Source organism: uncultured Photobacterium sp., from assembly GCF_947039875.1.
Lineage (GTDB): Bacteria > Pseudomonadota > Gammaproteobacteria > Enterobacterales > Vibrionaceae > Photobacterium.
Map to the genome: position 1 here is coordinate 39662 of NZ_CAMRAN010000007.1, position 25975 is coordinate 65636.

A 25975-nucleotide genomic window follows, 5' to 3' on the forward strand; every position below is an offset into this window, starting at 1 on the left:
ATATGAGTCATAGTATAAACTTGATTGACAAATTAACTTCAGACGCTATAAAAAGTCCTCATTTTATTCAGCTATACGAAAAATTATCTATTGCTTATGCAAATAGTAAGATTAATATCGACTCATTAATTGTATCAAAAGATACTGACCATTTGTGTCGATATGCGGATATTTTTAGTTTATCAGATAAAGCTGAATATAGAGTTCTAGCATATCGTATTATTGTTAAACTCTTAGGTGTGTCTGAAAAAAACACTGACTTAGGTAGTATAGCTCGTTCTATTTTTACTAAACTTGGTTTATTTATCTCAGAGTCTAGATTTAGTGAAAAAGAATTTCCTTTACCCTATGAAGTTGAGGTTGGGAATATACTTAAAAAAGATCGTCAGAAATTACCTTATGGTAATGAAATATTAACAGATTCACAATACAAAGTTTTTAAGAGTCTAAATAGTTTGGATAGCTTTAGTTTCTCAGGTCCAACATCATTTGGTAAGTCATTCATAATTAGAAACTACATATTTAGTTGTATTAATGATGGTAAGAACGTTGTCGTATTAGTACCTACTAAAGTTCTTATTGAAGAATATATGAGGGAAATTAGAAAAAAAGCAAAAGACAATGGTTGGATTAGTATAAATATATCGAAAAATGCACAATCTTATCAAAATGATAAAATAAATATATTGATATTAACTCCCGAGCGGTTTAATAATTTAGTTTATAGTGAAATAGAACTAAATATAGATGTATTAATTGTGGATGAGGCCCATAAACTAGGTGATGATGATGAGCGGTCAGTAACATCTTTTAAGGTTATTCAGGAAGCAACTAATAGGTTTAAAAATTGTAAGGTTATCTTTAGCTCTCCAGTAATAAGTAATCCTTCTATTTTCTTAGAGTCTTTCGGTTTTAATGGTAAAAATTCAATTGAAGCGATTGAAGGTCCAGTAACCCAAAATTTATTCTTCGTAGATTTAATTAATAATACCAGTCAGTTTTATAATGAAGTAAGTAAAGAGTTCTGTACATATACTCGAGAGTTGGACTCTCAAGATATGTTTAGCTTTATAAGAAGTATTACATCATCTTCTAGTTCGTCACTTATATACTGCTCTTCAAAGTCAGGTTCGGTAAACGATGCAGTATTATTTGCTGAGCGCTTACCTAGTTTGAGTAACGAAAAACTAGTCGCAGCATCAAAAAACATAAAGGAGCTAATTCATAAAGACTATTTCCTTTCAGATATATTGCTTAAGGGGGTAGCATTCCATAATGCAGACCTGCCTAAAAGTGTAAGAGGTATTATTGAATCATTATATCAATCTAGAGATATATCTTACTTGTTTTGTACGTCGACCTTGCTTGAAGGCGTTAACTTACCAACAGGTAATTTGTTTTTGAGGTCTTTTAAAACTAAAGGAAAGATTACTAACAAAAATAAGCTAGATTTTTGGAATCTTGCTGGGCGTGCTGGGAGATATACGAAAGAACTAGATGGTAATATTTTTTGTGTTCAAGATAACGAAGATAGTTGGGGAAACATCGTTGATCTTGTTGATAAAAAGAATGAGGTAAAAGCCGACACATCGGCTCTAAAACGTCTTGAGCGTGGTCAAAAAATCATTAATGTGCTTAAAGATGGGGCGTTAAATGAGCAAAAGCAAGAGCGTATAATGGAGCAGATTGCAAATATGGTTCTATCTGACTATATGGAGTATAGAGGTAAACCTCATCCATCGAGTCTAATTAATCTAGTACCCAAGAAGTTTCATCGTAGGTTAATGAAAGCTTTAGAAGAAAAGTTTAATAATAGTGGTATTAATGAAGTACCACGTAATCTTTTCTCTATTGGACATAATATATCTATTGAGCGTCATATCAACGTACTATCTGATATAAAAGAGAACCCACTAATCCTAGGTTCATTAAATGGTAAAGATACATATCCATTACTTGAGAGGATATGTAGTGTATATAATTTGAAGTTCTCAAAGCCTCAAATTAATCGACTTTATCGTATTATGCAACAATGGATCCACGGTTTTACTTTGAAAGAAATTATTACTAATTCTTTAGAGAATAGTTTAACAGTAAAAGTTAATCGTAATAGTCCTTCAGAAGAATTTGATAGCTCTAATAAAGCTCATGTTAACGCTATAATCAATGGTGTAATAGCTTCAATTGAACATGATATTGGTTATACATTAGAGTTATATGTTAATCACTACTATCAGCATCTTGTTAATGCGTTAGGAGGTGAGAACTCTGGTATTAATCTTTCGACTTATCTAGAACTTGGAACAAACGATAAGTTTGAGATTGCTTTACAAAATCATGGTCTTAGTCGCTCTGTGGCTGCCGAATTATGTAAATTCTATAAAGATTTTATCAAGTTTACTGATGAAAATACTGTTGTGTTAATTGATACTATGGGATTGTTATCTAAATTAGATAGAAATAGTATTGCTTTTGCAGAGATAAGTAATCTTTAGTTTGTATAGTAATTGAACTCATGAAGTCAGGTCTTACGTTTATTCTTAGTGGTCTAGGTGTTATCTAGACCATTTTTTATAGAAGTTGTTACGACTAAGCTATTTTGTATTTGTGAACATCGGTAAAGGCCAAGGTTGACTGGTTTAGGATACTATTTGATTGAGCGGTGTAATGGACTTTCTTTGAGAAAGCAAGAATATCTTTACGTAAAAATTACCAAGCGCTTATCTACATAATTATCTTAAATATTAAGCTAGTTCTTTGTTATGGCTAAAATAATTAGAATGATATTCCATTTTCACCGACTTCATTGATGAAGGTCATGTATTACAATTCGATTAAGTGCAATTTTTGCAATGTAAAAAGGGATAAAATGTACAGTCTTACAAATATAATAGGCACAAATACTTATATTGCATCCGCAACAAATAATGAACTTTATCTTTACCATTGGACTAATGAAAGTGCGTTAAAGTCTATTTTATCTATCGGAAAAGAAAATGATTGCAAAATTTATGGTTTAGATGCTAAAGGTCAAGTTAATTTTTTTCCATCTTTTGAGTTATTTAATCATGATGTAGTCAGAGATCTTTCTTCAGCAAAGAGAGCGTTTAATGTTTCTAAGACGAAACATGGAGAAAATCAATATTTGTTAGCTTTCAAGCTAACTAATCTTGCTCAAATTTCAAATTTAGTTTGCTATACAAAGGATGCTTTTGCGAGTGTCAGTAGTATTCTTAGTTCAACTATTAGGCTTCAAGGAATTGGTTTTCCAATATTGGTACACTTCATCGATAAATCTCCTGATATTGATTATATAAATCATAATCAAATAAATTGCTTAAATAATTGTTGGCATACTGCTTTTTATTTAAATGATGGTCATCTAAATGGAGTTAATATTACATTTGTAGGTGTTATCTCTATGTTCTCTAGAAGGGATAAAAAGCTTGTTGCTTTCGAAAAGAAAAAGTTTGTTTTGCGTAAAACAAATAGGGAACATAATGAACTTGTGAAAAATATCAAGTCTAAAGTTGGTGCAAACGTAATAATCTTACGTTAAAGAAATAACAGAAACATATAAGGATATGAGTTAGTCTTGAAACACATATCCTTAATTATTAAAGGATTATTGTTCGTAAAAACTTTAAAATTAAATTCCAATTGTTAATGTTAAGTTACGAATAGCGAAAGGCCTCAATAACTCTTTGTTTAAATTGGCTTAAAACCAAATCTTGGTGGTACGATTCTATTAATTTAGCTGTGCTGTTTATTTTTGTTTCGTTTTGCCATAAGAACTCACTCTGTGAAGATGTAGTCTTGCCATTAGTTATTACATTTGATGATAAAGTTGTTTTATTATTGCTGTGGGGTATAAGTATTTCTGTGGTATCTTTTAAATGCATGCAACTATCTGGTATATCATTTTCTATTTCTTCTGAAAACTTTATTAAATTAGGCTCGGCAAATGTATAGAGCCAAGCTTCTTGGTTTTTATCTTTGGTTGTTCGTAGAATTCGACCTAATACTTGACGAAAATATAATTCGGTTTTTATATTGGTTAGATGGCAACATACTTGTAGTCGTGGAATATCCGCCCCCTCACTAATCATACCGACACTTACTATCCATTGTGTATTACTCTTCTTAAATTTATCTATTCGGTTTTGAGCAAAATTATCTTGATAAGTAACAATAGAAGTAGTCTGTTTAAATTCAACTTCGAGTATTTTCGCTAATAAACGTGCATGATTAACAGACGAGGCAACAATGAGACCTCCCGCGCTAGGATTTATATTTCGAATGTTTTCTAGTTTTTCGATGGCTTGTTGTAATAGGTGATGAATGGCCTTTTTATTCTCTAATATAGCGGAATAACTGACTTCTCCATCTTTGATAAGTCTATGAATAGAAGGATAGACTTCTTTTTTTCCTTCTACATTTAATGTTGATTGCTTACAGTCAACTAAAGTTATTTTGGGGCTACGACATACGCGATCTTTAACTGCTTGATATAAAGTGTACTGATAGTCACATATTATTTTTCCTTTAGGATTAGAATAGGAGACTAGAGCGATAGGTGTGTTATCCGAGCGCCAAGGAGTACCAGTTAGAGCAAGCGTATAAGTAGATACTTGCTGTACATTGTAAAGAAGCTGATATCCCCAACTATTACTGTTATGTTCGTTATCCCCACCACAATGGTGAATCTCGTCGAACACACAAAGGACTTTATACTTTGCCAATTTTGCCCAAAAATTCTCATTTAAATGTGTTAGTGATTGGTAGGTAATTGATTGACCGAGCGATCCAAAACTTCCATCGACTGGGCAACTTAAAACTTTCTCGAAGGTATTTTGGATATTGGATGAAGTGATTTTGGATGGTGAAATGCAAACAACAAAGTCGATTTTAGATCGTTTTAATAGCTGCTTTGCTAAATGAGCTGCCATCAATGTTTTTCCTGCACCAGGTGTAGCTTGTGCAAGAAAGTGTTTTTTTCCTAATCTGTAATTTGAGAGCGCTTTAGATATACAAGTCTCTTGCCATGCTCTTAACATGAAACCCTCTCATGTTTTTTTAAAAGCGATATCGCGTTTGTCCAAACATTCAATTGTGCCATTAAAGTTGCAGATTTTTGTGTTGTATTTTTATAAGTCGGTTGAAGTATTGTCTGTAGTGTTTTTGAACGGTTCATTAACCGCTTATATTCATCTAATTCTACTAGTATGACAGTTAATTCTGTTTCAATATCTTTTCTTTCTTTTTCAAGTTGTTGTGCTGTTAATGAAGATTCTTCTTTCAATATATTAGGGCTACATTGTTGATGTTCGCGTTTTTTTACTTTCTCGAAATTTATGGTGTAGAAATTTTGTGTTTTTAAATAGCGTTTGGATCTTCCTGAACCTGAGCTTTTTAATGCCCCTATGGTTTCAAGGTACTCAAGTTTTCGTGCAACGAAGAGTCTAGCTACGTTGTTGTTTTTATATTGATTAGATGATGTTTGAATTATGTCTCTTATTTTAATAACACTGAATGTATCAAAATCGATTTGTTCCAATGCATTAAAGATGTCTTGATTAATTTTTACTTTTGAATTCATTTTGTATCTAATTTCTCTGAACTTTTGCGGATTATAGTCCGTGGTAATAAATGCATCAAGAGGAGATAGTCTTTGATTTTAAGAGCTTTTTAAAATGAAAGACTTAGCAAAACGGTTTGGTGCTAATTTGCGCGGGAAACGTAAAGAAAAAAGAGTTGCTCAAGATCAATTAGCTCTACAAGCAGATATAGACAGAAGTTATATTGGAAGAATTGAGCGTGGAGAGGTAAACATCACACTAGAAAAAGCTTATCAGCTTGCAGATGCGCTTGAGTGTGATGTAAGGGATCTTTTACCCAAGAATAGAGATTCTGCTTAAATTGAAAAAACATGAAGATTAGATAAGGGAGATTAATATATTTAGGTGCTTATTATGTAAGAGCTTCTAATTCAGTTAAGGTTTTCAAGGCAAGATCAGGCCCTGAACCACAAATCCAATCATCATTTGTAAACTTATGGCAAACCTCGGGGCGTTCAGGTAAGCCGAATAGTTTACATAAATTGTTATCATTTAGCTGAATACAACGAACACCTGCTGGTTTGCCATTTGGCATACCTGGAATTGATGATGTAATTGATGGTGCAATACAACAGGCACCACAGCCTTTTTTATAGCTGACAGATATGCATGGAGACCAGTCTGTAATATTTATTTTAGCATTAGCCATTTTTAACGACTCTATTCATTTATGATTTATACGAATATTAATTAAGACCGAACATTATAATACGTCTGTCATTGTTAGGCTATGTTCTTTGATATGAACTGAATGTTCTGTTTGTTTTATAAGTTATTTTTTTTTCCTTATTTATGTTAAAGCTAACCACATTTAGTTCAGTGTATCCTTTTTCTTCTAAGTGCATAATATATTGTTGTATGTGAAAGAGTTGGAACTGAAGCTCTAGGCGTCTGGCTTCAGAATATCTTAATTTTTCACGATAAAGATTTTTTTGTTTATAGTATTTTTCTTTGAGCCGTAGTGCGTTTGCTAGATTTTCTTTATCAAAAGCAGTTTGACGAGCATTCTTTTTTTTTGGTTCTGCTTCCTCTTTGATTATGCGAATTTTATCTTTCAACTTATGGTAAGCCTTAGTATTATAATTTAAGGCGCCGTTGGACAGGCCTGCCCGTTTTTCTATGGCGTATTGGTTAACTTTCCTACCCTCTGCAATTAACTCTTTTAATGCCTTTTCGACTAATAAAACAGTTTTTTCAATTCTAGAGATCATAATATAACTCCATAATATTCAAGGGCATCTTTATAATAATCCATTTCTAATCTGAAATAGTCGCAAGTTGCGTCTGATTGTTTGCTATCTAAGGCAGTATTTAATTGTTGTTTATAGTGGTTATACCGTTTTATCCAAATAGGAATTGAGTCTTTATCAGCAACCAAGTTCTCACAATTAGGGTTACATTTAGCTGATTGTACTATTGTTGCCATACTACAATTTTGACCATTTAAGCAAAATAAACCATTACCTAAGGACATTAGCTTAGATTTATTGCGTCTTGCCATTGTTATTGCTTTTTTAAGTGAAGGGTAGACTTTCTCTAAGTCGTGTTTACCTTTCTGAGACGCTAGCAATTGACCGCCTTTACCGTATAAGTTGGAACCTTCTTGAAACTTGATAGCATTAGTCGCGGCAATCTTTATATCTATTTCTGCAAGCTCCTTAGCCATTGCTTCAGGTATTGCCTTATTATGAATAGAGTTCTCAATTCCTCCTATCCCGTACCATTCTGTCATTGTCCGAGTTAGGTGTTTGTATTGCCAGCTTAGATCACTCATTTCTATCAATCCAAGACGTCTTGAATGAACTGCAATACTACGTCTGAATTGGTGTGTTTTGATTGGCCAAAACGCGTCTTCAAATATTTCTGATTCTATCGCTTTGGGATTTTCGATATTTGGATTCAGACTATAAAAGTCCTTTAAATTTTCTTTACTAATTAAAATATTATGAGTCTTTGACCAATTAGCAAAGAATTCTGATTGCCTTTGATGAAGCATTATTTCTAGTTTACCTGAAGCGGCAAATTTTTTTGCATTTAAGCAAATAGGATAATTATTTAATTCCTCTTTTGGTATATCAAAGAAAGCTTCTGCAATCATTGTTATCTTGTTAAATATTTTTACAATGTAAGGGGCTGCTGCCCAGTCCTGATCTTCACCATTTTCGCTTGCAAATTTAGATAGAATAGCTTTAACACCTACATAGTTATCTTCTTCAATTAATGAACCAAACGTAATAGTTTTGGCCTCAGATATACGCATTCCAGTCATTGATTGAATAGCTGCACGAGCAGTAATTACAATGGTGTTATAATAATTTGTCCATTCGAGCTTATTAATTCTATATTTTGCATATTCTCGAATGATATTTACTTGCTTGTTCTCTGAATTGATAAAGTTATCTCTTTGACGTAAATGTTCTATATCTTTATCTGAACGTTTTACTATGATATTGTCACGAAAAGGTGCCCCTAGGTTATAAATATATTCAAGATCTGATTCGTGAAATATACAATAAGACTCGAATTTCTCACAGATTCTATTTGTTTTTGAATGTCGAATTAATATTTTAATATTTGATTTGTTTATAAATTCCTTGTTGATTAATGCTATTCTTCGAAGAGAATTTATATCTATAGAAATATTATCAAAATAATCCATAAATGATTTCCATATACTTGCCAATATATCAAATGGCATGCAGTAAACTTGGTTAGATTTTCGTTCAGGTAAAAGGTCACTAAGACCAATCCTTAATTCAAAACCAAGCTCAGCCAGCTTTGTGTGATTAATATTAGTCGCACTATTTAGTGACATATAATAGTTACGTATTGTTGCGGCTGATCTAATATCTGATTTTTCAAATTCAGCTCTGAATTTTTCTAATATTGGAGCTCTATTTAGATCATAAATCGATTTAATTCCCAATGATTGGCATGTGCGAGCAATTTTTACTATATTCTCTATATTACGAATTAAGCTTGGTAACTTACTGTTTTTGTTGAATAACCATAGTATGCATACACCCAGTATTTTTACCTCAAATTTAAGTTGGTCGTTAAGCCCTTTAAAATTTACTGCTCTAACTGTTTCGCCACTGTAGGTAATCATTTTATTTGACCAATAATCAGCGCTGAACAAAATCGATTCTTTAATATTACTTGATGGAATTATTATTAGATTATCTATCAAAGTTATCTTATTTTGATTTAGTGCATCATAAAGAAGTTGTTCAGATGGAAGCTTATGATAGTCTTTTTGGTGTGTTGTTTTGTATCCACCAAATTTATATAATGCGTTATTAATATTTATTTTAGCTAAATTATCCATATGGATGAAATACCTTCATTAATCATTTTTTTATTTGCTCTAGCAACTATTTTTGGGTCAACTAAAGCGAGTCTTAAATCTAATTTTTTAATTAGTTCATTATATTTTTCTACAGCAACTTTAGAACCGATATAAGTAACTTTATTTAGAGTTATCATTTCTCTAAATGAAATTAGTTTATAGATAGCTTGTTCATTCTCAATAACAGCACATTTATCGCATGTAACACAAGATAGTAAATCGGCACAGGCTTTTGGCTTTCTACCAAAGCTATTTTGTTGACGAATATATATAATTTCTTCTTGTGTTGTGGGGGCAGATCTTTTACAGCCAAATCCATTAGGAAGTAATGGTGTGTCGTTAGTGATGTCTTTTACTAGGGTAATATTTAAATTTTTTGCAGCTTGTTGACGATTCGAGAATGTCATAGAGGAAACACCACCATCAATCAAGGTATTTAGCATTTTTGATACATTAGCTAACGCCTCAAATTTATTACCTTTGGCATAGTTTTTCTGATAGGTCCCCCAAGTATGTTGTGCTTTTTCCGTTATAATTAATGGATTCTTAAGTATACTATCTGCGTATTGCTCTGCACTTTTACGTAATTTAGGACCGTTAAACTCTGGAACTTTATAGCCTTGTTCTACTAGTTCTCTAAAGAGTAAGCCATTTCTAAATAATGATGTTTTAATGATTAATGGAGTGATTTTTTTCTCTTTGTTGATATTAAAGAAGAGCTTGTTCGTCTCGAATGTGTAGTTCTTTTTTTGATAAACCTTGACTAACTTAGTTCGAAGATTGATAAAGTTCTGTAGCCATTTATAACCTGCTCTATCACTGTCAATTAAACTTTTTCCAATCCCAAGTCTAACAAAAGTGAAAGCTCGCCCTTTAAATTTAAAATTTGAATCAGTGTTACTATCTTCATCAAAGGTAATTTCAGAAGGCTTAAGATTGAGAACTTGTTCTTTATTGCCCCATGTGTAAAAAATGAAGAGATAATAAGATACCCACATAAAATCTCGAATTAAACGACAAGTGATAAATTTGTAGTTTATCTTTTGTTTTTTGATCCTGATCGATATCCTTCCATGTAGCCAAATTTTTTCCATTGGTGCTAAAATGTGGGTAGAGTTATTACTACATTCAGCTAAATTTATTTGTTCTTCTATGTGGTTACGTAATCCATTATACGTTTTCAATAATAATTGAATGGTTAATATTAATTCAGATTTTCTTAGAGGTTGAGATGAGGAATTTAAAGCGCTTTTTTTAGGGCCAAAAGAATGATTTATAGGTCTTTCAAGTTTTCCACAAAATCTTAAGAAACAATTAACCGTTGATAGTAGCCCCATAACGGTACAAACAGATTTTGATTTTTTTCTAATCTCTGAATGCAGAATATTACAATATTCTGCAACGCCATCATCTGAGCCTATTTCGAAATGATTAGTTGCTTGAAACCATAAAAAAAAGTGAAGACTTCTAGCTATTGTAAGTCTTCCACCAATAGCGTAAGTAGTTAAATAATCTCTAATAGATGTGGCAAGAATAAGTAGTTCTCTATCAATATGTGTCCCTGCATATTGGTTGTAATAGTCTTCTTTTGATCTTCGTGGAAGCGTTTTGCCAACATATGCAATATACCCCTTGATTGCATAAGGATTTAAGTCTAGGTATTGTATGTTAATAGTTCCAGTGTCTTTGTAGGGAACCATGAAATCAGATTGCCAGTACCTATTCATAAGTCATCCTTAAATGCTTCTATTACTAGCTGATCCATTACCTCAGCTACGGCTTGATTGATTGATTTCCGTTCTAGATATCGAATGTATTTTAAAGTTGTGCTTACATTAGCATGGCCTAATACGTCTTTAGTTTGTCTTAGTGCTACAGAATGATCGCCGTTAGTTACTTTTAGTGCTGAATTTAGAAAATTGGTGCCAAAGGTTGCTCGACAATCATGAGGATGATGTGGGAATGAATGATCATGTTCTTTTTGGTACTGCTTCTTTATTTTTGTCCAACCACCGTAAAAGGTTTCAGGTTTAAATGGGTTACCTGCCTGGGTGATGAAGATAGGCGCATATCCTTTGTCAATATTTTTAAATTCATTACTGTGTACGCTATATAGAATTTTTTGTCTTTTTTTATAGGTATCAGTATCTATGTAATCTAAAATCTGCTCGTAGAGGCTTGAAGTAATGAATAATTCTCGTTTTATTCCGAATTTAGTAGCTACACCTGTATTAGGTGATATTACTAATCCCTTGATTAAGGCTCCTTCTGAATTGAGCAATGTTTCTTCATTGAATAGCATCGTGTTTATTGTCACGGCTTCCTTTATTCTTAAACCACAATTAAGCATTAGTTTTAAAATTAATTGATATTCAATACTAATCGCTTTAGCTGATGCGATTTGAATATTAATTTGCTCTGTAAGATCAAGAGGGTTCAATGAAGAGCTGTGTTTTCGTGGTGTTTTGAGTCTTAAATCTGTTGATTGAATAGGTCTTTTACCATCAATAATACAGACCTCATGCTGAAAAAATACACCGGGTTTCACGTATTTCTTTGCTTCTAAAAACTCATAAAAGCTTTTGATTGTGTTTATGTATTGACTAGCAGTAGAGGCGGCTATTTCTTGATTTTGGATTCGAGTCATTAATTCGTAGCGAAATCCATAGGTTGGGGTTCTCTGTTTTTCAAAACATGGCTTGAATGGTTCGATATCATGTTCATTTAGCCAAAGACACCAAGTTTTGAAAGCTTTTGCTGTTGATGAAAGATCCTTTGCGCCATTGCTTGCTTTACCGATTAAATAAATGTGGATGAGGTCTGCGAGGTCATTTTTAACAGGACCAACCAATACAGGTACCTTAATTGTTCTATATGGCGATTTGAACTCTACAGCTCCATTAGAAGGGTGGAAGATTGTCTCTATCTCACCAACTCTTAACTGTGTGTAGATAATTTCCAACAGCATTATTAATTCCTTCAGTGATAATCTTTGAGTTAATCAATTTCATACAATAAAGGTGTAGTATTAAGTGGTTGTTTAGGTAAGTGTAAATAAGAGTATGGTTGGAGGGATGCAAACAATCAAACTTGGAGCAATAAATAAGTTATTAATGATGGAAGGTTGTAGTTGTTAGTTAAAAATGAGTGGGATGAACAGAGAGGTTAATCATTTATCTTTGATTTCTAAGTTGTAAATCAAGGGTGAAATTTCTAACTGGTAAATTTAAGGGTAGCTCCACAACCTAAACGACATTCCATCATATTTTTCTCTTTCTGCTTTACACATTGGTTGCGCAAATTACCATTGTTACTCCAAAAAGCCAAATAACTTGATGATTTTATCGATCTCGATTATTTACATATCGGTAATTTATTCCTACTCTAAATGATAATAGCTATTATTTCTGTCTGTATTGGTGATTAATAGGTATTTTTAATTTGCAGTTTACCGTATTGATCGCTATAAAAACCGCCTGCTTTATTTTTTGATAAGCTCATTCATTATTGTGGCGTATTGAACGACACAAATAACAATACTGGTGTAAGTATCATGACCCATTTTTGGCAACAGAAAGACTTAGCGACAATGACAGATCAAGAGTGGGAATCACTTTGTGATGGCTGCGGTAAATGTTGTCTACATAAGTTAATTGATGATGATACCGATGATATTTATTACACTAATGTCGCGTGTAGTCTGCTCGATAATCAAACGTGTTCATGTAAAGATTATGCTAATCGATTTGAGTCTGGTGAAGAGTGTCTTAAATTAACTCGTGAGCGTATTGATGAGTTTGTATGGCTACCTGAAACATGTGCTTATCGCTTGCTAGCTGAAGGTAAACCGTTACCTGAATGGCATCCATTAATCACGGGTTCTAAAGATGCAATGCATACTGCGGATGAATCGGTACGTAATAAAATTGTGTATGAAATTGACGTAATTGATTGGGAAGACCACATTTTAAACCATCCTAATCGTATTAGTGAATAAGCCGCTAATTGTTTGTTGATTTAATAAAAATGCCCTCGTCACTGACCGTTTCGAGGGCATTTTTAATTTGATTACACTCTAAGTGCTAATTATGGACGAGCAAAAGTATTACAGACTTTTGGATCGCCTGATTTAAAACCTTTTTTAAACCATGAAATACGCTGTTGCGAACTGCCGTGCGTAAATGCATCGGGTTGTACGGCTTGCCCGGCTAACTCTTGTAACCGATCATCGCCAACAGCACTGGCTGCATTGATCCCTTCTTCTATATCACCCGCATCAAGCATACCTTGTTGATTGACATAGTGACCCCAAACACCAGCGTAGCAGTCAGCTTGAAGCTCTAATTTTACACTGAGTTTATTGGCGGTGACTTTATCGCTTCGCTGTTGTAGTTGATGCACTTTATCACTCGTACCAAGTAACTTTTGAACATGGTGACCGACTTCATGAGCAATAACATAAGCAAAGGCAAAATCACCAGGTGCGCCTAATTTTTTGAGTTCTTTAATAAAGCCAAGATCAAGGTAGATCTTTTGATCTGCAGGGCAATAAAATGGACCCGTTTGTGCTGAACCTGTGCCACAGCCTGTGCGCGTAACATTGTTATACAGCACTAGTGTCGGTGGTTGATATTTCCCCGATAGTTGCTTGTTCCAAACACTTTCAGTGGTGCCAAGAATAGCGGCGACAAATTGCTTATTCTCATCATTTGATTCTAGCGCGGCTTTCTTTGGCGTGTGAGATTGTTGTAGACCAAGAGAGGAACCGCCACCAGTGAAATATTGAAAAGCAAACAATAAGCCGCCAATGACTAAAATGATTCGACCTATTTTACTGCGCATCAGTAAGGGAACTAAACGCAATAACCCCGCCGCTGGTACACCAGCTTGAGCTGGGCTATCGCCACGTCGATCTTCAATGTTTGAGCTTTGGCGAGAATTCTTCCAACGCATTATCAATCCTTTACTTTTATGGGGAGTCGCTGATTAAATAATGGCTCAAAAAATATATGTTAGTGGTATTTTTCTTAACAAGAATATATTGATGAGCCAGTGAATGATAGTCGTGAATATATCTAACTATATGATTAAATATGTTTTTTAAGCGGTTAGCGACAATTGTTGTTGTGCAAGTTCTAATCGTTCAATAATTGGCGCTGCTTTATTGAGACAACGAATATCAGTAAATAATAATTTCGCTTGTGGATATTGATGACGTAAATAAGCAAACCATTGTTTAACACGGTTAGGGTAATATAGGCCTTTATCGCCTTTGATTTCAAATTGCGAGTAGGTTAATAATAAGGCTAACACTTGTTCCCATGTCATCGGGGCTTGGTTATATTTAACCACATTACCTAAATTGGGTAAGTTTAATGCGCCACGACAAACCATTAATGCATCAGTATGGGTTGCGGCTAAACATGCCTGACCATCAGCATGGCTCCAGACTTCGCCATTGGCAATAATCGGTAATGTAACATGCTGACGAAGTTGACGAATGTAATCCCATTTGATGGTGTCTGCTTTATAACCATCATCTTTTGTTCGAGCATGAATAACCATTTCATCAGCGCCAGCCTGCGCAATAGCGTCGGCAATCTCAAAGCATTGTTGCGGATCGTCCCAACCTAAACGTACCTTCGCGGTTACAGGTTTGGTTGGATTAACCGCGGCACGGGTGGCTTTTACTATCTGATAGATTAACTCCGGCTCTTTTAGTAATACCGCACCACCACGGCTTTTATTTACTGCTTTGGCTGGGCAACCAAAGTTAATATCGATGCCAGCAGAACCAAGGTTACACGCACGGTGAGCATTTTCAGCCATCCATTGTGGATCTTGACCTAATAGTTGAACGCGAACCGGTGTACCTGAGCGTGTTTTACCGCCTTGATGTAATTCAGGACATAAACGATAGAAAACACTATTGGGTTGTAGGCTATCAATGATACGTACAAATTCAGTTACGCAAAGATCATAGTCATTAATCTCGGTTAGCATCTCACGCATTAGATGATCTAATACGCCTTCCATCGGGCCTAAAATAACTCGCATAGGGGTGTTTGCTCTACTGGTAAATAGCTAAGGGGCAAGAGTCTAGTGCGAGTTGGCTAATTTGTCATCTTTGTTTTTACTTTGATTGCAGATGATAGCCTGAAATAATTGTGGTTGGTCGTAATTGGTGCTTATCACATGTGATGGCCAGTTTTAGTATACTGGTTGCGACATCTTCGGCAGGAATAGGTAGGTAGTGTTGCAGTGGGCCAACCATTAATGGATGAATAACATCAAAAATACGTTGAATAACTAATTCATCTTGGCGGGGTTGATTTCGTTCGCCTTTAAGTGGGCCTGGACGAACAAAGACACAATGTTCAAATGCTAAAGTGGTTAATGCTTGTTCCATCTTCCCTTTACAGCGTAAATAATGAGAAGGTGAGTATTTAGAGGCGCCTAAGCTGGATACCACGAAAAGATGCTTTACACCCAAATTTTTCATCGTAATAGCGACATTTTTAACTAAATCAACATCAATCGCTTCAAGCTCTTGTTTTGTGCCCGCCTTTTTTTTGGTTGTTCCTAAACAGATAAAACCATATTCAGGTACGGGTTGATCATTCTCCCAAGCAATAATACGTAATTGACTGTCTATAATTTGATGTAATTTCTTACTATGGAAAGGTAATGGGCGACGAGCTAAGGCGTAGATATGATCAAAACGTGAGTGGTCGAGTAATTGATGTAATAGCTCAGTACCGACTAAGCCGCTGGCTCCAGCAATAATCGCATTCAGTGAACGGGGTGACATAAGTGTATCCATCATATATAAGTCGAGGGCTATAAATAACGTATTTTTATTTAATTTGCTTTTAACTTTATCAAATTTTAGTGATTAACGGCGATTAATGGTGTCGTTATGGCTATTGCCATGCATATTCGACGTATAATAGCGGTAAAGTGAATCAAAAGAATTAACCTGTAGGACATCGAATGAATACATTAATGACGTTACCATCACATTGGCAAGGTATGTCTGCGGCTTTTATTGAAGGTGCTTTATTTGCAGCGAATGCTAACCCAAAGCCAATGGAGCCGGAAGTATGGCTGCCAGTTTTAATCAATGGCGGTGGTGATGAAGCTGCGGTTGTCATGGTTGATGACGCCGATAAAATGCCAATTCTTAGTCATTTTGAAATGCAATATCGTAAGGTTAAAGCGGGTGAATACCAATTACCAACGAATTTGATTTGGCAGCAAGATGGCAGTAATCAAAATGCGTTACGTGAGTTTGCGCAAGGATTTTTGGCTGTATGGGTATTTATTGAGCCTAATTGGCAACAGCAAACCGTTTCTGATGGCACCATGCGCATGTTGTCAGCACTATTAACCACCTTAATGTTACTGGTGGATGAAGCGGCAACATTGGCGCAAATGGAACAAGCGGGTGTTACTGGTATGCCAGCAGCCAGTGAGTTATATACACAGTTACCCTTAATGCTAACCGAAGTGATGATGGCGGCGGATCAATTGCAAATAGGTTCTGGTGCTCAAGCAATTAATCCATTTAAAGGTATTGGACGTAACGATCCTTGTCCATGTGAAAGTGGCAAGAAATTTAAACAATGTTGTGGTAAAACGCTGTAATGACAATAGCAAAGCCACATGTCATTGTTGTTGCAGGGGTAATTGAAAAGCAGGGTTATTATTTCATTGCTCAGCGGTTTGATGATGCGAGTCAGGGGGGGCTGTGGGAATTTCCTGGTGGCAAAGTTGAGCAAGGTGAACCCCCAAGACAAGCCCTTGAACGAGAACTGTCTGAAGAGCTGTCGATAACGACTACAACGGGAATGTGGCTTGCTGATAGTGTGTTTGATTATGGTGATAAAGTCGTTGAGCTTAAAGGTTATTTATCCCATTGGCAGCAAGGGGATATTATGCTCAATAGCCATCAAAAAATAGCGTGGGTTTCATTACGACAATTAGCGGATTATCAGTTTTGTGCTGCTGATTATCCTATTATTGCCGCGTTACAACAGTATATAGCTTCAAGAGATAGCGATATTAGCTAAGTACACGTTGCTACTATAGTTATAGTGGCGCATAAAAAAAGCGAAGCATTGTGCTTCGCTTTTTTTATATTCGTTTTTTATGCAGCTGTAATAGCTTAGCGCTTGTTACCAAAAAATTGTGCAATAACCATCACGGTCCAAACCATAAGGTTGGCAGCAAAAATGATCACTAACCATTGTGGCATTGAAAGATCAAGGAAGGTCCATACCACTTTGGCACAATCACCATAGGCTTCAAACATCCATGGAACCCAATGGTTAAGTGGTGCCCATGAAGGAAATTGGACAAATAAATCACAAGTAGCAAAGGGTGATGGGTTAAATTGAAATCCTACATGTTGATAGGCTAATTCAAGACCACGGTAAGCACTAAATCCCCAGCCAGCTAATCCTAACCAGCGTAATAGGCCATTTTTAGGAGCCAGTAAACCAATTAGAGCGGCAATACCAATCCCCATCATTGCAACACGTTCATAAACACACATAACGCATGGTGCGAGTTTCATGACATGTTCGAAAAAGAGTGCGGAACCTTCAAAGAAAATAATGGATAGTAGTAATAACAACCAAGCTAAACGTGTTTTTGAAAAAGAATTAAGCACTTTCATTCTGGATACTCTAATGACTAACTGAATAAAACAAAGCCCTGAACATCAGGGCCTTGAAATGATAAATGGCACTTATTACTGAGCGTTATTCAATCATAGCTCTACAGATAAGTAAATCGTCATTAAGTCGATTGTGTTCTTTTAATGACCTACCGCAGGAATTAATGCCGCAGCATCTACTGTGCCTTGTGTTAACCAATTCATGCTATAGAACCAATCAGTCATCGGGACTAATAATAATTCAATACCGGCTAAACCAACAAAAGTTAAGACGATTGTATAAGGTAAAGCCATATACACCATACGCCCGTAAGAAAGACGAATCAGTGGCGCAAGAGCAGATGTTAGAACAAATAAGAAGGCTGCTTGACCATTAGGTGTTGCTACTGACGGTAAATTAGTACCAGTATTAATAGCAACGGCTAACATATCAAATTGATTACGATCGATGACACCATGAAGTAATGCTGCTTTCACTTCATTAATGTATACCGTACCGACAAATACATTATCCGATACCATCGATAAGACACCATTGGCAATATAGAACATGGTTAATTGCGAGCTACCTTCTAGGCTTAACACCCAACCGATAATTGGCGTAAATAATTGTTGATCAATGATGACGGCAACGACGGAGAAAAATACTGCGAGTAATGCGGTAAAAGGTAATGCTTCTTCAAACGCCTTTCCTAATGCATGTTCTTCAGTTATGCCGGTAAATGCAGTTGCCAAGATAATGACTGTTAAGCCGATTAATCCCACCGCGGCTAAGTGCATAGCTAGACCCACAATCAGCCAAACAGCAATAATACCTTGGACGATAAATTTAGCGTAATCAAGGTTAGTGCGACGTTTACGTTCTTCGTTGTCGAAATCAACCAAAATAGTACGAACATTTTCAGGTAATTTTGCGCCGTAGCCACAAATTTTGAATTTCTCAATTAGTACACAGGTAAAAAGACCACAAATGAGTACTGGGATCGAAACGGGAGACATACGAATAATGAACTCACCAAATAGCCAACCTGCTTGATCGGCAATTATTAAGTTTTGTGGCTCACCAACCATGGTCATTACACCGCCAAGCGCAGTACCTACACCCGCATGCATGAGTAAGCTACGTAAAAAAGCACGGTAGTTTTCTAAGTCATCACGGCTCAGTTCTTGAACATGATCATCATCGGTATGATCATGATTTACATTAGGATCTTGTCCTGAAGCTACTTTATGATAAATGCTGTAGAAGCCAACCGTTACACTGATAACGACGGCAATAACGGTTAATGCATCAAGGAAGGCTGATAAGAATGCCGCCATGATACAAAACGCAAGCGAAAGCAATATCTTTGATTTTATGTTGATCAATATTTTGGTAAAAATAAACAGTAATAGTTGCTTCATGAAGTAGATGCCAGCAACCATAAAGACAAGCAGTAATAATACTTCGATATTTGCGACAAGCTCATGCTTTACTTGTTCGGCGCTGGTCATGCCGATAGCGACAGCTTCAATAGCGAGTAAACCACCAGGTTGAAGCGGGTAACATTTAAGCGCCATTGCTAAAGTGAAAATAAATTCCACCACTAATAACCAACCAGCAACAAAAGGATCAACGAGAAAGAAAACCAGTGGATTAATGATAAGAAAAGAAATAATTGCAATCTTGTACCAGTCAGGCGCCTTACCTAAAAAGTTCTTTATGAAGGCATTCCCTAGCGATATAGCCATGTTTGAATCTCTTATTATTAGTGCAAATTTAAAGGTACGAAATGGTCCAAAAGCCGCCCGCGAGCACTAATCAACAGAGAATTGATGGCGTCATGCCAAAAATTTTTAGCAGTGATAAGTTCTTTAAGATAAACACCATAAATAACCGATGATGATATTTAACTTAAAGCAGGTAGCTGCGTCCATTTGCTCCCAGATTGTTAATGATAACTTTACCGATCGAAATTAATTAGTCAATCGCAGACATAACTATGTAAAATTATTATGACATTTTCATCACAAACTGAGGGTGATACCTAAGACATTAGAGGTACAATATACAGAATCTTAAAGGCAAAATATCGTCAGCTGATAAAATAATGCAACTAAAGTAGTCTTTAGATGTATAGGTGGTTTATTTTTGTACATATCTATCTGCGCTATGTCAGACTTGTGTACTAGATTTCAGCTATTGAACAACTAGTGGTATGATGAGTGTTAATAAATAATATAAGCAAGAAGCGAATTGGATTGAACTTAGATGGTTATTAAGGCAGATAGCCCAGCGACGTTTGCTGAGAAATACATTATTGAAAGTATCTGGAATAATCACTTTCCTCAGGGCTCTATTCTTCCTGCTGAACGTGAACTTTCAGAACTGATTGGCGTAACTCGAACAACGCTGCGTGAAGTATTACAACGTTTGGCTCGAGATGGTTGGCTAACTATTCAACATGGTAAACCTACCCGTGTAAATAATTACATGGAGACCTCTGGTTTAAGCATTTTAGATACGTTAATTACATTAGATGGACAGGATGTTCAACGAGTATTAGCTGATTTATTAGCGGCTCGTACGGATATCAGTAGTGTTTTTATGCGTTATGCTGTCAAAGGTAATCCAGAAAATTCAAGTGAATTAATTCAACACGTGATTGAATCATGTCAACGATTACTTGCGGCTGAAAGTTTTGCTGAGTTTATTGAAAATAGTGATGATCGATTAGATTTACTGCAAGAAGTAAAGAAGATCGTTGATAAATACGGTAAAAATGATCCTCAGTTATGTGAGGAAGTTTGTCGAGCTCGTGCTTTTAATTACTATGATTACCGTTTATTCCAAGGAATGGCTGGGAAATCAGGTAATACGCTATATGTGCTGACAATTAATGGATTACGTAAAATTTATACTCGCGTTGGCGGTTATTACTTTATGAATCCAGAAGCATGTCAATTGGCGCTTAATTTCTACAGTGATTTGCAATCATACTGTGATGGTCATCAACCTGAGTTAGTTGCTGATCGTATTAAAAAATATGGCCGAGAAAGTGGGGCGATTTGGTATACCCATCGTGTCAAAATCTCTAAATATTTATATGAAGAAGAGCAGTAATAGTTACTGCTCTTAAAGAATTAAAATGGGGGAATCAACGTTATGTTGGTTCCCCTTTTTTATATTGCAACTGAGCTAATGGTTATATATTTGTATTGTATTGAGTGTTAGCCGGGCAGGTTGCAATGATTTTACCTCGGCCATCAGGTAATTCCTCTTCGAGAGTTACTCTAAACCCCCATAGTCGATGCAGGTGTTTTATTACTTCGGCATGACTGTCTGCTAACGGTATTCGGTTGTGTGGAATATAACGTAATGTTAATGAACGATCCCCCCGTAGTGCCACATTCCAAACTTGTAAGTTAGGCTCATTATTGCTGAGGTTATATTGGGACGATAATTTTTCTCGAATGGCGCGATAACCTTCTTCGTTATGAATCGCGCTGATTTCAACATAGTTGTGGCGGTCATCATCATCGACAGCGAAAAGCTTAAAATCACGCATTAATTTTGGCGATAAAAACTGGCTTATAAAGCTTTCATCTTTGAAGTTTTCCATTGCAAAATGGAGAGTATCGAGCCAATTTGACCCCGCAATATCAGGAAACCAATATTTATCTTCTTCGGTTGGATGTTCACACATACGACGAATATCTTGGAACATTGCAAACCCTAACGCGTAAGGGTTTATGCCATTGTAATAAGGGCTGTTGTATTCAGGTTGTGCGACCACATTGGTATGACTATGCAAAAATTCCATGATGAATCGATCTGTTACCAATCCTTCATCATAGAGGTGGTTTAGAATTGAATAATGCCAAAATGTTGCCCAGCCTTCGTTCATGACTTGGGTTTGTTTTTGAGGATAAAAATATTGGCTAACTTTACGTACTATACGCACTAATTCTCGTTGCCATGGTTCCAGTAGTGGTGCGTGTTTTTCAAAGAAATAGAGAATGTTTTCTTGTGGTTCTGATGGAAAACGTTCTTCTTCTAATATGGTTTCTTTGGTTTGGTGTTGGGGAATGGTGCGCCATAATGAATTGACTTGAGATTGCAAATAATCTTCACGGGCTTTCTGGCGTGCAGTTTCTTCAACTAGTGATATTTTTTGAGGGCGCTTGTAGCGATCAACGCCATAATTCATTAAGGCATGACATGAATCGAGCAGTTTCTCTACATCATCAACCCCATATTTTTCTTCACATTCTGTGATGTATTTACGGGCAAATAACAGATAATCAATGATAGAACTGGCGTCAGTCCATGTTTTAAAAAGATAATTGCCTTTAAAGAACGAGTTGTGCCCATAACATGCATGTGCCATTACGAGGGCTTGCATAGTAATGGTGTTCTCTTCCATCAGATAAGCGATACAAGGATCGGAATTAATTACGATCTCATAGGCTAAGCCCATCTGGCCATGTTTGTAGCCTCGCTCAGTTTCAATAAAACGCTTACCAAATGACCAGTGGTGGTAGTTGATAGGCATACCGATACTGGAATAGGCATCCATCATTTGTTCGGCAGTGATAACTTCAATTTGATTTGGGTAAGTATCAAGGCGATAGTGTGCAGCTACACGTTTAATTTCAACGTGATATTGTTCAAGCAAATCAAAAGTCCAATCTGGTCCATCACTGAGTGGTTTTGTTGTTGTCATTATTGCCATCACTCAATCTCTCCATGTTTGTCCACTCGATACTGATAAGTTGGTATAAATCGGCACAAGGTTCATGCTGTGCCGATTATGGTTAGTATCATGGAGTAGCGTTAATTTAACTGACTTGTTTTTTAAATAATTCCCTAAATACGGGGAAAATATCTTCAACAGTTTTAATATTTTGCATTGCAAAATTCTCATGGCTGCTGTGTAACGTTTCATACTCTCGCCATAATGTTTGATGTGCTCGACGAGTGATTTCTATGTATGAGTAATAACGTGTTACTGGAAGTATGTGTTTATCGAGCAATTCACGACAACCTGGGGAATCATCAGCCCAATTATCGCCATCAGATGCTTGTGCCGCATAAATATTCCACTCTTCAGGACGATAGCGTTGTTTAACGATGTCATGCATCATTTTCAATGCACTTGATACTATCGTGCCACCTGTTTCTTGAGAGTAGAAAAACTCATGCTCATCCACTTCTTTTGCTTGAGTGTGGTGACGAATAAACACCACTTCAACATTTTTGTAAGTACGGTTTAAAAATAAATACAGTAATATATAGAACCGCTTAGCAATATCTTTTGTCGCCTGATCCATTGAGCCGGATACATCCATTAAGCAAAACATAACTGCTTGGCTTGATGGTTGTGGGCGACGTTCATAGTTTTTATACCGTAGGTCAAATGTATCAATAAACGGTGTACGATTAATTTTTTCCCGCAGTGCTGTAATTTCCTGTTTAATCCGTTCTTCTTCAAAAGGTTGAGCAGGTTCGGTTGTAAACAGTAACTCAAGCGCTTGTTCAAGTTCACGTACTTTACGCCGCTTACCTGCGGTCATTGCGGTTCGTCTTGCGAGTGAATTTTGCAATGATTTTACAATAGCGATATTTGATGGTACGCCTTGTGATTTATACCCAGCACGAAAGGTTTTCCATTCGACTAGCTGATTAATCGCATTTTTTTGTAAGTTAGGTAATTCTAAATCTTCAAACAATAGGTCAAGGTATTCGTCTTTTGAAATTTGGAAAACGAAATCATCTTGACCATCGCCATCAGGACTTGCTTGACCTTCACCCGCGCCGCCTTGGCCGCCACCTCCTTGTGGTCGTTCAATGCGATCACCAGGGCTAAATTGGTCATTACCTGGGTGGACGATCTCGCGTTGCCCACCTTTGCCTTGGTGAAAGGTTGGTTCGCTGATGTCGCGAGAGGGGATGGTAATATCCTCGCCACTATCGACATCAGTAATCGAACGTTTATTAACCGCATCAGCAATTGACTCTTTGATTCGCTGTTTATGACGACGTAAAAAACGTTGGCGATTGACGGTACTCTTATTTTTACCGTTGAGCCTTCGATCAATAAAGTGTGCCATAGTTCCCCCCTTTGTTGTCTAGTTGGTTACGACGACTTACGTACGCGTAAGTACCATTCAGACAATAAGCGAACTTGTTTACGGGTATAGCCTTTCTCCATCATTCGAGCGACAAAATCGTCATGTTTTTTCTGCTCGTCTGTTGAGGTTTTCGCATTAAAGGAAATAACCGGTAACAGCTCCTCTGTATTAGAGAACATCTTTTTCTCAATAACAGTGCGTAGTTTTTCATAGCTAGTCCAATTTGGATTTTTACCTGCATTATTGGCTCGAGCACGAAGAACAAAATTAACAATTTCATTACGAAAATCTTTTGGATTACTGATACCTGCTGGTTTCTCAATTTTTTCGAGTTCATTATTGAGTGCAGAACGGTCAAATAATTGGCCAGTATCGGGATCACGATACTCTTGATCTTGAATCCAAAAATCAGCATAACTGACATAACGGTCAAAGATGTTTTGGCCATATTCTGAATACGACTCCAGATAGGCGGTTTGAATTTCTTTGCCAATAAATTCAACATATTTAGGCGTTAAGAAGCCTTTGAGGTGCTCAAGATATTTTTCTGCAATATCTTGTGGGAATTGTTCACGCTCTATTTGTTGTTCAAGCACATAGAACAGGTGCACAGGGTTTGCAGCCACTTCAGCATGATCAAAGTTAAACACACGTGAAAGAATCTTAAAGGCGAAACGGGTTGATAATCCATTCATGCCTTCGTCAACGCCCGCATAATCACGATACTCTTGGTATGATTTTGCTTTTGGATCGGTATCTTTAAGCGTTTCACCATCATAGACACGCATTTTTGAATATACACTTGAGTTTTCAGGCTCTTTTAGACGTGATAGAACGGTGAAGCGCGCGAGAATTTCAAGGGTACTTGGTGAACATGGTGCTGAAGATAGCTCACTGTTTTGCAATAGTTTTTCGTAAATACGCATTTCTTCAGAAACCCGTAAACAATAAGGAACTTTAACGATATATACTCGATCGAGGAAGGCCTCGTTAGTCTTATTGTTACGGAATGTTTGCCACTCTGATTCGTTAGAGTGCGCTAAAATCATGCCATCAAAAGGTAATGCTGATAGTCCTTCTGTGCCGTTATAATTACCTTCTTGTGTGGCTGTTAATAATGGATGCAGCACTTTTAATGGTGCTTTAAACATCTCAACAAATTCCATTAAGCCTTGGTTTGCTTTACATAAGGCGCCGGAATAGCTGTATGCATCTGGATCATCTTGAGAGAAATGTTCAAGTTGACGAATATCAACCTTACCGACTAATGATGAAATATCTTGGTTGTTTTCATCACCCGGTTCTGTTTTAGCAATACCGACTTGATCAAGAATCGAAGGGCGTACTTTTATCACTTTAAATTGAGTGATATCACCACCAAATTCATGTAGTCGTTTGGCTGCCCATGGCGACATAATGCTATTAAGGTAGCGGCCAGGAATACCATATTCATCTTTTAGTAATCCGCCATCTTCTTGTTTATCAAATAAACAGAAAGGATGATCGTTAACTGGGCTACGTTCACCATTAGCGGTAAGAATATAAATAGGCACTTTTTGCATTAAACTTTTAAGTTTTTCAGCTAATGATGATTTACCACCACCAACAGGGCCTAGTAAATACAGGATTTGTTTACGTTCTTCGAGTCCTTGGGCCGCATGTTTAAGGTAAGACACAATTTGTTCGATGGCTTCTTCCATGCCATAAAAATCTTTAAAGGTGTCATAACGTGATATTACGCGGTTGGAAAATAAACGGCTAAGATGTGGATCTTGTGCGGTGTCGATCATTTCTGGCTCGCCAATAGCCATTAGAAGACGCTCTGCTGCATTGACGTAAGAACTACGATCGTCTTTACAGATATCAAGGAATTCTTGTAATGAAAGCTCTTCGTCTTTAGCTTCTTCGTAGCGCTGACGATAGTGGTCAAAAATACTCATAGTATGCCCCCGAATCGTTCTTATATTTAAGAGTAATTAATGAAAAACATAGTGTTTTTGCATTGCTTACTTATTTAAGCCTAGTCTGAACTTATCATTTTGTATTGCAGAATTACTGATTGGTGAATAAATTTTTTCACAGTTGATAGGATAAAATTGCTGATTAAATAACCTACACCAATCACTATCCTTTAGTTTAAAGGGGTTCGCAAGCTAAATGGCTGTAAAGTTATTGTATATCTGTTGTTTTTATGCTTTCGAATGATGAGTTTAT

Annotated in this window: 22 protein-coding genes; 7 read left to right on the forward strand and 15 right to left on the reverse strand. The window is 36.2% G+C overall.

Features of this window, described 5'->3' with window-relative positions:
* The first annotated feature begins 2 nt into the window (after positions 1-2).
* A complete protein-coding gene (locus tag Q0V26_RS04150) occupies positions 3-2495 on the forward strand; it encodes a DEAD/DEAH box helicase (RefSeq protein ID WP_297478338.1) in 2493 nt (830 codons plus the stop codon).
* A gap of 374 nt (positions 2496-2869) precedes the next feature.
* Positions 2870-3559, forward strand: coding sequence for a hypothetical protein (locus Q0V26_RS04155; RefSeq protein ID WP_297478340.1), 690 nt, complete (start codon positions 2870-2872; stop codon positions 3557-3559).
* Between the two features lie 115 nt (positions 3560-3674).
* On the opposite strand, the gene Q0V26_RS04160 is transcribed toward Q0V26_RS04155, so the two are convergent.
* Both Q0V26_RS04160 and Q0V26_RS04165 read right to left on the reverse strand, forming a co-directional pair.
* Positions 3675-5057, reverse strand: coding sequence for a DEAD/DEAH box helicase family protein (locus Q0V26_RS04160; RefSeq protein ID WP_297478342.1), 1383 nt, complete (start codon positions 5055-5057; stop codon positions 3675-3677).
* Positions 5051-5599 (reverse strand): hypothetical protein, encoded by a 549-nt coding sequence (locus Q0V26_RS04165; protein ID WP_297478344.1) that lies wholly within the window; start codon positions 5597-5599, stop codon positions 5051-5053. The genes Q0V26_RS04160 and Q0V26_RS04165 overlap by 7 nt, the downstream gene beginning before the upstream one ends.
* A 94-nt stretch (positions 5600-5693) precedes the next feature.
* Here Q0V26_RS04165 and Q0V26_RS04170 point away from each other — a divergent pair, with 94 nt between their 5' ends.
* On the forward strand, positions 5694-5918 hold the full coding sequence (locus Q0V26_RS04170) for a helix-turn-helix transcriptional regulator (RefSeq protein ID WP_297478346.1): 225 nt from the start codon (positions 5694-5696) through the stop codon (positions 5916-5918).
* Between the two features lie 52 nt (positions 5919-5970).
* Here Q0V26_RS04170 and Q0V26_RS04175 read toward each other — a convergent pair whose 3' ends face one another.
* The 5 genes from Q0V26_RS04175 to Q0V26_RS04195 form a co-directional block, all read right to left on the reverse strand.
* A complete protein-coding gene (locus tag Q0V26_RS04175; protein ID WP_297478348.1) occupies positions 5971-6267 on the reverse strand; it encodes a YkgJ family cysteine cluster protein in 297 nt (98 codons plus the stop codon).
* Positions 6268-6346: 79 nt separating this feature from the next.
* Positions 6347-6829, reverse strand: a complete 483-nt coding sequence (locus Q0V26_RS04180) for a hypothetical protein (protein ID WP_297478350.1) — start codon at positions 6827-6829, stop codon at positions 6347-6349.
* Positions 6826-8946, reverse strand: a complete 2121-nt coding sequence (locus Q0V26_RS04185) for a hypothetical protein (protein ID WP_297478352.1) — start codon at positions 8944-8946, stop codon at positions 6826-6828. The genes Q0V26_RS04180 and Q0V26_RS04185 overlap by 4 nt, the downstream gene beginning before the upstream one ends.
* Positions 8934-10694, reverse strand: coding sequence for a hypothetical protein (locus tag Q0V26_RS04190; protein WP_297478354.1), 1761 nt, complete (start codon positions 10692-10694; stop codon positions 8934-8936). The genes Q0V26_RS04185 and Q0V26_RS04190 overlap by 13 nt, the downstream gene beginning before the upstream one ends.
* Positions 10691-11935 carry a site-specific integrase gene (locus tag Q0V26_RS04195; RefSeq protein ID WP_297478355.1) on the reverse strand — a complete coding sequence of 415 codons (1245 nt, stop codon included), beginning with the start codon at positions 11933-11935 and terminating at the stop codon, positions 10691-10693. Before Q0V26_RS04195 ends, Q0V26_RS04190 begins: the two co-directional genes overlap by 4 nt.
* 585 nt (positions 11936-12520) lie before the next feature.
* Between Q0V26_RS04195 and Q0V26_RS04200 the strand changes: the two genes are divergently transcribed.
* Positions 12521-12964: a YcgN family cysteine cluster protein gene (locus Q0V26_RS04200; RefSeq protein WP_297478357.1), complete on the forward strand. Its 444-nt coding sequence runs from the start codon at positions 12521-12523 to the stop codon at positions 12962-12964.
* A gap of 89 nt (positions 12965-13053) precedes the next feature.
* On the opposite strand, the gene Q0V26_RS04205 is transcribed toward Q0V26_RS04200, so the two are convergent.
* The 3 genes from Q0V26_RS04205 to Q0V26_RS04215 form a co-directional block, all read right to left on the reverse strand.
* On the reverse strand, positions 13054-13920 hold the full coding sequence (locus Q0V26_RS04205; protein ID WP_297478359.1) for a neutral zinc metallopeptidase: 867 nt from the start codon (positions 13918-13920) through the stop codon (positions 13054-13056).
* A gap of 147 nt (positions 13921-14067) precedes the next feature.
* Positions 14068-15024, reverse strand: a complete 957-nt coding sequence (gene dusC, locus Q0V26_RS04210) for a tRNA dihydrouridine(16) synthase DusC (RefSeq protein WP_080157969.1) — start codon at positions 15022-15024, stop codon at positions 14068-14070.
* A 76-nt stretch (positions 15025-15100) separates the two neighbouring features.
* Entirely contained in the window at positions 15101-15778 is a 678-nt protein-coding gene (locus Q0V26_RS04215) for an NAD-dependent epimerase/dehydratase family protein (protein ID WP_297478363.1), read from the reverse strand.
* A 182-nt stretch (positions 15779-15960) separates the two neighbouring features.
* Between Q0V26_RS04215 and Q0V26_RS04220 the strand changes: the two genes are divergently transcribed.
* Together Q0V26_RS04220 and Q0V26_RS04225 are read left to right on the forward strand one after the other, a co-directional pair.
* Positions 15961-16614, forward strand: a complete 654-nt coding sequence (locus Q0V26_RS04220; protein WP_297478365.1) for an SEC-C metal-binding domain-containing protein — start codon at positions 15961-15963, stop codon at positions 16612-16614.
* On the forward strand, positions 16614-17039 hold the full coding sequence (locus Q0V26_RS04225; protein WP_297478367.1) for a (deoxy)nucleoside triphosphate pyrophosphohydrolase: 426 nt from the start codon (positions 16614-16616) through the stop codon (positions 17037-17039). Before Q0V26_RS04220 ends, Q0V26_RS04225 begins: the two co-directional genes overlap by 1 nt.
* Positions 17040-17134: 95 nt before the next feature.
* Here the strand turns inward: Q0V26_RS04225 and dsbB are convergent, their stop codons facing one another.
* Positions 17135-17647, reverse strand: a complete 513-nt coding sequence (dsbB, locus tag Q0V26_RS04230) for a disulfide bond formation protein DsbB (protein ID WP_297478369.1) — start codon at positions 17645-17647, stop codon at positions 17135-17137.
* Positions 17648-17788: 141 nt separating this feature from the next.
* Complete coding sequence (gene nhaB, locus Q0V26_RS04235; RefSeq protein ID WP_297478371.1) at positions 17789-19378, reverse strand: Na(+)/H(+) antiporter NhaB; 1590 nt, start codon at positions 19376-19378, stop codon at positions 17789-17791.
* 520 nt (positions 19379-19898) lie between these two features.
* Here nhaB and fadR point away from each other — a divergent pair.
* Positions 19899-20750: a fatty acid metabolism transcriptional regulator FadR gene (gene fadR, locus Q0V26_RS04240; protein ID WP_080157963.1), complete on the forward strand. Its 852-nt coding sequence runs from the start codon at positions 19899-19901 to the stop codon at positions 20748-20750.
* Positions 20751-20832: 82 nt separating this feature from the next.
* Here fadR and Q0V26_RS04245 read toward each other — a convergent pair whose 3' ends face one another.
* The 3 genes from Q0V26_RS04245 to Q0V26_RS04255 all read right to left on the reverse strand — a co-directional run bounded on the left by Q0V26_RS04245 (position 20833) and on the right by Q0V26_RS04255 (position 25701).
* Positions 20833-22362: a SpoVR family protein gene (locus Q0V26_RS04245; protein WP_297478374.1), complete on the reverse strand. Its 1530-nt coding sequence runs from the start codon at positions 22360-22362 to the stop codon at positions 20833-20835.
* Between the two features lie 106 nt (positions 22363-22468).
* Positions 22469-23740: a YeaH/YhbH family protein gene (locus Q0V26_RS04250; RefSeq protein WP_297478376.1), complete on the reverse strand. Its 1272-nt coding sequence runs from the start codon at positions 23738-23740 to the stop codon at positions 22469-22471.
* 26 nt (positions 23741-23766) lie between these two features.
* Positions 23767-25701, reverse strand: coding sequence for a PrkA family serine protein kinase (locus tag Q0V26_RS04255; protein WP_080157960.1), 1935 nt, complete (start codon positions 25699-25701; stop codon positions 23767-23769).
* Positions 25702-25975: the final 274 nt, after the last annotated feature.